We start from the raw sequence: 9,256 nt of genomic DNA, 5'->3' as shown, positions 1-9,256 counted from the left end.
ATACCTCCACGTTTCCATCATTTCTGAAGCGCCGTTCTCTCTCGAATGCGGGTGCAAAAGTAATGCTATAAAACATAACCTCCAAATTTATCGGGCATTATTTTTTAGGCTTTTTTTCACGAGGGGGATTGCGTACGTTAAATAATACGTGATGCTCTTTTTTAACTTACGAGTCACCGCGTGTACCGAAAACAGGGCTCTCACGAGTGCTTTTACACGTATAAAAACGATAAACAAGGTCCTAGCGACGAGAGGAAATCACACGGGAAAAACGGCTTTCTGTTCATGGAATCACGAGAAAATCGCTCTGTACACGTGCTTTTGGGCCACGTAAATGTGAGTTTAGGCCGATTATATCGCCCCAAAGACTAAAAAAGGGCTAAGAGAACAGCATTACATAAACAACTGTCTATCTATACTTTAAGACATCAAGAAAATCGTCCAAAAAAATCACAGGGCGCATTAGGGCGCATCTTTACGTGTTCGCAAAAACATTTTACAAAAAAAATATAATACTCCATCTATATATAAGTAAGACGCTAATTTTTTTATAATATAAAAGTTTTACAAACCTCGCAAAGATGCGCCCTTTGCGCCCTGAACCATCCCCTACCAACTTATCAGGGATACAAAAAAAGCCTATGAGACACGGCCATAAAGTCATTGAGATAACACCTCTATCCCATTGACTTTACCACCGTTTCCCATTGAGATACTATCGCAAACCCGACACTTCAAGAAGGGATAATCATTCCCCAGATAGGCGTCTTGACCATGAACACGAATAGTTCGCTCGCAACTGAACTGAACCGCACCATCGTCCCGTTAATCGCTACCCGTCCCATGATAGGGACAAATCCGTTCTTCTCCTTGCTGCCGTTCACATAGATTTGACTTCTCCCAATATCCACAATTTGCCCCTACCTTCTTCATATTCAATTTTAATTGCGCCAATCTGGGCTTTTTATGAGGTTATTACGGAGATTTTCCGTAAATTTGTAGAAATAAGACAGCCAATAATATTTATAAAAATATGCGAGAAAAACTCTCCTATCCTGTTAGGATCATCATATCCTTACTATCCATTTTTCTCTGGAGCTTTCCGGCAGAAGGGCAGGATAGTGAAAGCTTAAAAAAGCAATTGGATCAAAAGCTAAACTCTTTCGCAAGGCAATATGTGTCTTCACGCACCATTAAGATTGACTCCATCCTCATACAGAAGAAGAAAGTCACGCTTTTCGCCAATGAAGCTTTGGAGGACATCCCTTTTCAGGAATATAACGTTTCTGAGCTTTACGCAAGTATAGCTCCCCTATTCCCCAATGCCTCCAAGATCGTCATCTTGACCCGAGGTACAGACATTGAGAGCCTGATTCCCGAATACGACAAAAAAGGACGTCCCAACAAAAAGAGGCTATACTCCATTAAAGAGAGCAAATACCCGCTAACCCGTAGCCTATCCAGCCCTCATGAGATAAAAAACGGATTACAAAACCGTCATATCGCCCTTTGGCAAAGCCATGGTTTATATTACGCCCAGACCGCCCATCGCTGGGAATGGCAACGGGCTCGCATGTTCGGCACCGTGGAGGACTTATTTACGCAGAGTTTTGTTCTTCCTTATCTGACCCCGATGCTTGAAAACGCAGGAGCGACTATTCTTATCCCCCGGGAAAGGGACACTCAAATACACGAAATCATTATCGACAATGATCGCTCTACTCCGGGATCCGAGTATAAGGAATTGGATGGGGAGAAAGCCGGATTTGGGCATATTCAAGCTACTTATACGAATGGGGAGAACCCTTTTACGCAAGGCACCTATCGGCAGACGGTCACACAGAGGAAAGGAAAAGAAAGTCTCATCGAGTGGATTCCCGAAATTCCGGAATCGGGGAATTACGCGGTCTATGCCTCCTATCAATCTTTTCCGAACAGCACAGAGCAGGCACTGTATACCATCCATCATGCCGGAGGGGAAACCACAATCGCCGTCAATCAAACAATGGGGGGTGGGACTTGGATCTATCTGGGAAATTTCAAATTCACGGCACATGAACAAGCCCATGAGAGAATCGTATTAACGAATCAAAGCAATAAATCGGGAAAGATTATCACGGCAGATGCGATCAAGATCGGTGGCGGTATGGGGAACATCGCACGTAGCCCGCTAGAAAGTCCCTATCCGATAGAAGCAGAGACAAGCGGGTATCCACGGTTTACCGAGGCGGCCCGATATTGGCTACAATGGGCGGGAATACCGGATAGTATCTATTCGAAAAGCGCTTTCCGCAATGATTATCAAGACGACATTTACGCACGTCCCCAATGGGTTAATTATTTAAAAGAACAGACCCATATCCCTATCGACATGGCCTTCGCATTCCATTCCGACGCAGGAACCACCCCGGATGACTCAATTATAGGGACACTCGGCATCTATATGTCTAAAAGCAACGACGGAATCTACACCAACCGGAAAAGCCGGGAGATCGCCAGAGACCTAACCGACATGATCCAAACACAGATCCTGTCCGATGTCCGCAAGGTTTACAATCCTCAATGGAGCCGCCGGGGCATGTGGAATCAATCTTATATAGAGGCACGTATTCCCGATGTCCCAACGATGCTATTAGAATTACTATCCCATCAAAACTTCGCCGATATGCGTTACGGGTTAGACCCACGCTTCCGTTTCCTTATCTGTAGGGCGATCTATAAAGGGATGCTCCGTTATATCTGTTTCCAGAATAAACAGGAGCCTATCGTACAACCGCTCCCACCCGATCGTCTGTATACGGAGCTCGTAGAAACGAATAAAGTGAGAATCGGCTGGAAAGCCGTACAGGATACTCTTGAGGAGAGTGCCTCACCAACCGCCTATATCCTTTATAGTCGAAAAGACAGCGGTGGATTCGATAACGGGACGCTCGTAAAAGGAGAAGAAATCATTCTTCCAATTGAGACGGGTATTATCCATAGTTATAAGGTAGCTGCCGTAAATAAGGGAGGCATCAGTTTCCCTTCCGAGATCATAAGTGTTTACCGGTCTCCTAAAGGTGAAAAGGATAAGACGGTATTAATCGTCAATGGATTCGACAGGATCAGCGGTCCAGCCAGTTTCGAGAGTGCGGCGGATAGTTTAGCCGGCTTTCTTTATGCCGTCGACCGGGGAGTGCCTTATCTGAATGATATCGCATTTATCGGGGATCAATTCGAATTCCGCCGTTCCGCCACATGGAACAGCAATGATAATAACGGGCATGGGGATAGTTACAACAATTACGCAGGCCAAGTCATAGCGGGCAATACCTTCGATTATCCTTTCATACATGGGCAGGCCATGGCCGGGACCGGTTATTCCTTTGTTTCATGTAGCCATAAATCTTTGGCCGAGGGAGTCGTAAAGCCGGATACGTATCCGATTATTGACTTGATTTTAGGAAAACAGCGCCAACCGGTTATCACTCCCGTTTTACAGGATACGCTTCGCAGCTACCTTGCCCAAGGCGGCAACTTGCTTGTATGCGGGACGAATCTTTTCTCCGACAGCTGGGGCAACGCACAAGACCGTACGTTCGTCGAGGAGGTACTAAAAGGGAAGTTGGCTAGCCGTAATGCCAGCAAGGAGGGAATCGTAAACAGTTGCGCATCCCCTTACGGATATATAAACGGCAGATACACGTTCCGGACACGTCCGAACCCTATTTGCTACTCGATCGAGTCGGTAGACGGTGTACTTCCGGCGGATAAGCTCGCCCATACCATCTTGAGATATCCGGAGAACAATATCGGGGCGGGAATCGTTTATGAAGGGAAATATCGGACTTGTTTGCTCGGTTTCCCGTTTGAGGCGCTTCAAACATCGTCGGAACGAAATCGACTCATGGAGTCCATCTTACGCTTTTTCTCCATTCAACAACAAAATAAAATACAGTATATACAATGAAACGAATCAATTGCTTTATCCCTTATGGAAAAATAGAGGCTACACGACAAACGGTAGCGCAATTGGCCGAGTCGTCCTTAGTGAGTCAGATCTATCTAATCACGGACGATCCCCACGCCAAGGCTATTTATCCCTGCAATTTAATCCGCACGGAGAATATATGGAGCACGAAGACCCTCCGGGAAATAGCCGGCTATGCCAGTGCCCATTATACGTTAATTTATACGAAGACTGAAGAGCTTCTATTAGGCATGTATGCCCTAGAGCGTTTTGTCGCCATCGCCGACGATACGAGATCCGGTATGGTTTACTCCGATTATTACGAGAAGAAGGAGGGCAAACTCACCCCCCATCCGGTGATCGATTACCAGAAAGGAAGTCTTAGGGATGATTTCAATTTCGGCTCCCTCCTACTTTATCGTTCTTCCACGCTACAAAACGCCATAGCCTCCATGGATACGGAATATACATTCGCCGGACTCTACGACTTGCGCCTGAAAGTCTCCCAAAACGCTCCGCTGACGCATATCAACGAATATCTATATACAGAAGTAGAGAATGATTTACGGAAATCCGGAGAGAAGATGTTCGACTATGTAGATCCCAAGAACCGCTCCGTACAGATCGAGATGGAAGCCGCCTGTACAGATCACTTAAAGATGATAGGCGGCTACTTGCCCCCTCATTTCAAGCCAGTCCGTTTTGACGAGCAGACATTTCAAACGGAAGCCTCCGTTATTATCCCTGTACGTAACCGTGTACGGACGATCGAGGACGCTATCCGTTCCGTACTGCGACAAGAGGCGTCCTTCCCTTTCAACCTAATCATTATCGATAATCATTCCACGGATGGCACCTCCGAGCGAATCCAAGCGATCGCCGCCACGGACCCTCGTATTATCCATATCCAGCCGGAGCGTGACGACCTCGGCATCGGGGGTTGCTGGAATATAGGAATACACCATTCGGCTTGCGGCAAGTTCGCCATCCAATTGGATAGCGATGATGTATACAGTGACGAGCATACCCTGCGTAAGATCGTGGAAGCCTTCTACGAGCAGCGATGCGCCATGGTGGTCGGAACCTACCGAATGACCGATTTCGATATGCGAACCATCCCGCCCGGAATTATCGACCATAAAGAATGGACTCCCGAGAACGGCCGCAATAACGCCCTCCGCATCAACGGGCTTGGAGCGCCCCGAGCCTTTTATACACCCTTGCTACGGAAACTAAACCTCCCGAACACCAGTTACGGAGAAGATTACGCCCTCGGCCTACGTATCAGCCGTGAATACCCGATCGGGCGGATCTATGACGTCTTATACCTTTGCCGCCGTTGGGAAGATAACTCCGACGCCTCATTGGATGTCGTAAAAATGAACAACCATAATATATATAAGGATAAAATCAGGACTTGGGAACTCGAGGCCCGCTTAAACATGGAAAGACAATGAAACCAAACAACTGGGTCAGCTCATCGCAAGCGACCGAATTACTGTCCAAGCAACTCGTGACATGGCCATTGGCCGAGAAGAACTATAAGGCGCTGGAGGCCGTGCAAGTAAAATCCTTCGATATGGGAGGGTTCTCGATACGTGCGCAATTCAATCCCGCCCGTATTGTTTCCACCGGGGCCAAGGTAGATGCCCGATCCCTAAAAGAACGCAAGTGCTTCCTATGCCCCGAGAACCTGCCGGTGGAACAGGAGCGACTGCCTTTCGGCTTTCGCCATCTGGTATTGTGCAACCCCTACCCGATCTTCCCCCAACATTTTACGATCCCTACCCGGAAACATACTCCGCAACTGATATTGCCGCAATGGAATGACTTCTTGGAACTGACAAGGAGACTCGCTCCCTTCACCGTCTTCTACAATGGACCCCGTAGCGGAGCCTCGGCACCGGATCATGCCCACTTCCAAGCAGTGACACGAGGCATCATGCCGCTGGATGAAGAGGTAACCCAATTTATACGACAATCGTATGCGAGTGTATACGACAACCGTATATACCCACTCACCGGCAACCTCCGCCCCGGCCTCGTCATCCAAGCCGCCACCGAAGAAGCCGCCACCCGGCTCTTCAAAAAGATCTACGCCGCTTTGCCGATACTTCCCGGTGAGCCCGAGCCGATGATGAATATCTTCGGCTCCTATTACGATAATAATTGGGTAATCACGGTTATCCCTCGTAAACGCCACCGCCCGTGGCAATACGAGGCCGAGGGCGACGACCATCTCCTGTCCAGCCCGGGAGCTGCCGATATCGGAGGTCTTTTCATCACCCCTTTAGAAAAAGATTTCAAAAAGATCAACCCGGAGCTTCTGCGAGATGTTTACCAACAAGTATGCCTCAACGACCGGGACATAGAGGAAATTTTCGTACATTTGTCATCTAATTAGTTTTCAATAGATATGAAACAATTCTTTAAAATGATGTTTGCCTCAACGCTAGGCGTTATGTTGGCAATGGGAATAATCCTGACGGTATTGATATCCATGACTATAGGATATATCGCCACCGTAGGTAGCACACCTGATTACACCCCCAAGAGCAATACGGTATTCAAGATCAAGCTAGACGGGACGCTAGCGGATAACCCGACGGAGAATCCATTCTCCGCCTTGATGGGCGACAAGGAAAACATGCTGTCACTGAAGGACCTGCTCGAGACGATCCGGATAGCGAAACAGAATGACAAGATCGCGGGGATTTATATCGAATCGGGGCTTCTCTCCTCGGGTAGCGCCAGCTTGGAGGCAATCCGCCGATCGCTGATAGACTTCAAGGAAAGCGGCAAGTTCGTGGTAGCTTACGCCGATAATTTCACGCAAGGGAATTACTTCCTTTGTTCCGTAGCCGATAAGGTATTCTTGAATCCGCAAGGCATCCTTGAATTGACGGGACTCGCCTCGCAAACCCTATTCTACAAAGGACTGATGGATAAGGTAGGTATCGAGATGCAGATTTTTAAGGTAGGTACCTACAAAGGTGCCGTGGAGCCTTTTATGCTGGATAAGCTGAGCGAGGCGAACCGGGAGCAAATCCAATCGTATATCTCCACCATCTGGGATAATATAGCCGAAGGCATCGCCGAATCACGCGGCATCAGCGTGAACGATATCAACCATTACGCCAATGAGGGGCTTTTCTTCGCGGACCCTGTGAAAACGGTAGAATGTGGCTTTATAGACGAATTGAAGTATAAGCCGGAGGTAGAAGCATACGTCAAAGAGCTAGCCGGACAAAATGGAGAGAAACTGAGATCGGCCAACTTAGCTCAAATGAAAACCCTCAAGGCCTCACCCACCAAAAACGCCCCGGAGATAGCCGTATTTTACGCCGAAGGCGAGATTAAGGCGCAAACACCCGGCAACTTTTACGATATCGAACAAAGTATCACGGAGAAAATGGCCGATGAGCTTATCAAGCTAAAAAACAATGATGACGTGAAAGCCGTGGTATTCCGTGTGAATTCCCCGGGAGGTAGCGCTTATATATCCGAGCAGATATGGCGTCAAGTTGTCGAGTTGAAAAAGGTGAAACCTGTGGTCGTTTCCATGGGCAACGTAGCTGCCTCGGGAGGCTACTATATCTCATGCGCCGCTAATAAGATCATCGCCGAACCGAATACGTTGACCGGCTCCATCGGTATCTTCGGCATGTTCCCGAACGCCTCCGGATTATTCGGGAAACTAGCGTTGACCACGGACATCGTAAAGACGAACACATTCTCGGACTTAGGAGACCTCTCCCGTCCCATGACCGAGAGTGAGAAAGCACTGATACAGGGATACGTGGAAAGAGGCTACCAAACGTTCCTTTCCCGCTGCGCCGAAGGTAGAGGTATGACTACCGAAGCGGTCAACGCTATCGGACAAGGACGGGTCTGGACGGGTGAGCAAGCGAAAGAAAGAGGTTTAGTCGATGAGCTGGGCGGTATTGAATTAGCTATAAGCACAGCGGCGGGGTTGGCTGATCTGGATCAGTATAGCGTAACTACCGTCAGCGGTTCCAAGAATTTCTTGGACGAGTTCTTGGAAAGCCAGCTCGGAGAGGTTAAACTCTCTATCGTCAAAAATGTATTGGGTAATGAGTTCGAGTACTTCAAGACGTTGAATAATATCAAGGCGAATTGCGGAATCCAAGCTCGTATGCCTTACGATATGAAACCGTTATAATAACTGGACCATGCTGACAGATCATACGATTAAGTTCAATAAACTCCTCACTCCATTCTCTTTCCTTTATGGAATCGGGGTGAGATTCAGGAATCAGCTGTTCGACTGGAAAGTCCTTCGGACAGAGCGGTATGATCTGCCTATTATTTGCGTGGGGAACCTGACTGTCGGGGGGACCGGAAAAACTCCTCATACGGAATACATCATCCGTTTGATAAAAGACCGATACCGGGTAGCTGTACTCAGCCGTGGCTATAAACGGAAAACCTCCGGTTTCTTGCTGGCCGATCAGCGAAGTACCAGCAAGGATATCGGTGACGAGCCGTACCAAATGAAACGTAAGTTTCCGGATATTCTCGTTGCCGTAGACGCTGATCGCCGCAGGGGTATCCGCAATCTATTGGCTCTGCCAGAGAATAAGCGCCCGGAAGTGATCGTGCTGGACGATGCCTTTCAACATCGATACGTCGCCCCCACGCTGAACATCCTTTTAACCGATTGCCACCGTCTTTATACGCAAGATAAGCTCTTGCCCGCAGGCCGTTTAAGGGAACCTGTGGATGGCGCTCGACGTGCGGACGTGATCATTGTCACGAAATGTGAGTCATATATACAACCTATAGACTTCCGGATCATAGAGGAGGATATACATCTCTCAGCTTATCAAGAGCTCTATTTCAGCCGTATTCTTTACGGGGAGCTGGAACCCGTCTTTTCCGGTAAAGCCCCCAGACGCACATTAAAAGGGCTGGCCTCTACTACAGAGGTTTTATTGGTATCCGGTATCGCATCCCCGGCACCTCTCGAAAAAGAGATCCATAAATATACGGAGCATGTCACCTCTTTGGTCTTTCCGGATCATCACGCCTTCGATCGGCATGACATCCAGAAAATACAAACGGCCTTCAAGCGGTTGACTTCTACAAGTAAATTGATAATCATCACGGAGAAAGATGCCGCCCGACTCCGTGACCTTCCTTCGCTTCCCATGGAATGGTTTTCTCATTTATATTGTTTGCCTATTACGGTGGGTTTCTGTATGGACCGGGAAAAACAATTTCAAGAATTAATAGTTAAACATATTGATACAAGAATAAAGAATCATCCTATATTACGTTAACAAT

5 protein-coding genes and 1 pseudogene are annotated in these 9,256 nt (G+C 47.8%); 5 read left to right on the top strand and 1 reads right to left on the bottom strand.

What is annotated here, in order from left to right:
* Positions 1-803: 803 nt before the first annotated feature.
* Positions 804-914, bottom strand: a pseudogene (locus tag D7V92_RS22745) (integrase); the annotation flags it as partial.
* 119 nt (positions 915-1,033) lie between these two features.
* Between D7V92_RS22745 and D7V92_RS14670 the strand changes: the two are divergent.
* From D7V92_RS14670 to lpxK, 5 genes are read left to right on the top strand one after another with little or no spacing between them, the layout of a single operon-like run.
* Positions 1,034-3,949: a xanthan lyase gene (locus tag D7V92_RS14670; protein ID WP_121773178.1), complete on the top strand. Its 2,916-nt coding sequence runs from the start codon at positions 1,034-1,036 to the stop codon at positions 3,947-3,949.
* On the top strand, positions 3,946-5,406 hold the full coding sequence (locus tag D7V92_RS14665) for a glycosyltransferase family A protein (protein WP_121773177.1): 1,461 nt from the start codon (positions 3,946-3,948) through the stop codon (positions 5,404-5,406). Before D7V92_RS14670 ends, D7V92_RS14665 begins: the two co-directional genes overlap by 4 nt.
* Entirely contained in the window at positions 5,403-6,353 is a 951-nt protein-coding gene (locus D7V92_RS14660) for a DUF4922 domain-containing protein (protein ID WP_121773176.1), read from the top strand. Before D7V92_RS14665 ends, D7V92_RS14660 begins: the two co-directional genes overlap by 4 nt.
* Positions 6,354-6,383: 30 nt before the next feature.
* The gene (gene sppA, locus D7V92_RS14655; RefSeq protein ID WP_121773175.1) at positions 6,384-8,132 is read left to right on the top strand and encodes a signal peptide peptidase SppA; all 1,749 of its coding nucleotides are present in this window, start codon (positions 6,384-6,386) and stop codon (positions 8,130-8,132) included.
* 10 nt (positions 8,133-8,142) lie between these two features.
* On the top strand, positions 8,143-9,252 hold the full coding sequence (gene lpxK / locus D7V92_RS14650; RefSeq protein WP_121773174.1) for a tetraacyldisaccharide 4'-kinase: 1,110 nt from the start codon (positions 8,143-8,145) through the stop codon (positions 9,250-9,252).
* Positions 9,253-9,256 lie beyond the last annotated feature (4 nt).

Origin of the sequence: Parabacteroides sp. CH2-D42-20, from assembly GCF_003670185.1 — a bacterium.
In the GTDB taxonomy this organism is placed as follows: Bacteria; Bacteroidota; Bacteroidia; order Bacteroidales; family Tannerellaceae; genus Parabacteroides; species Parabacteroides distasonis.
Note: the sequence above shows the minus strand (reverse complement) of the source record. Positions and strands in the feature narration are given on the sequence as shown.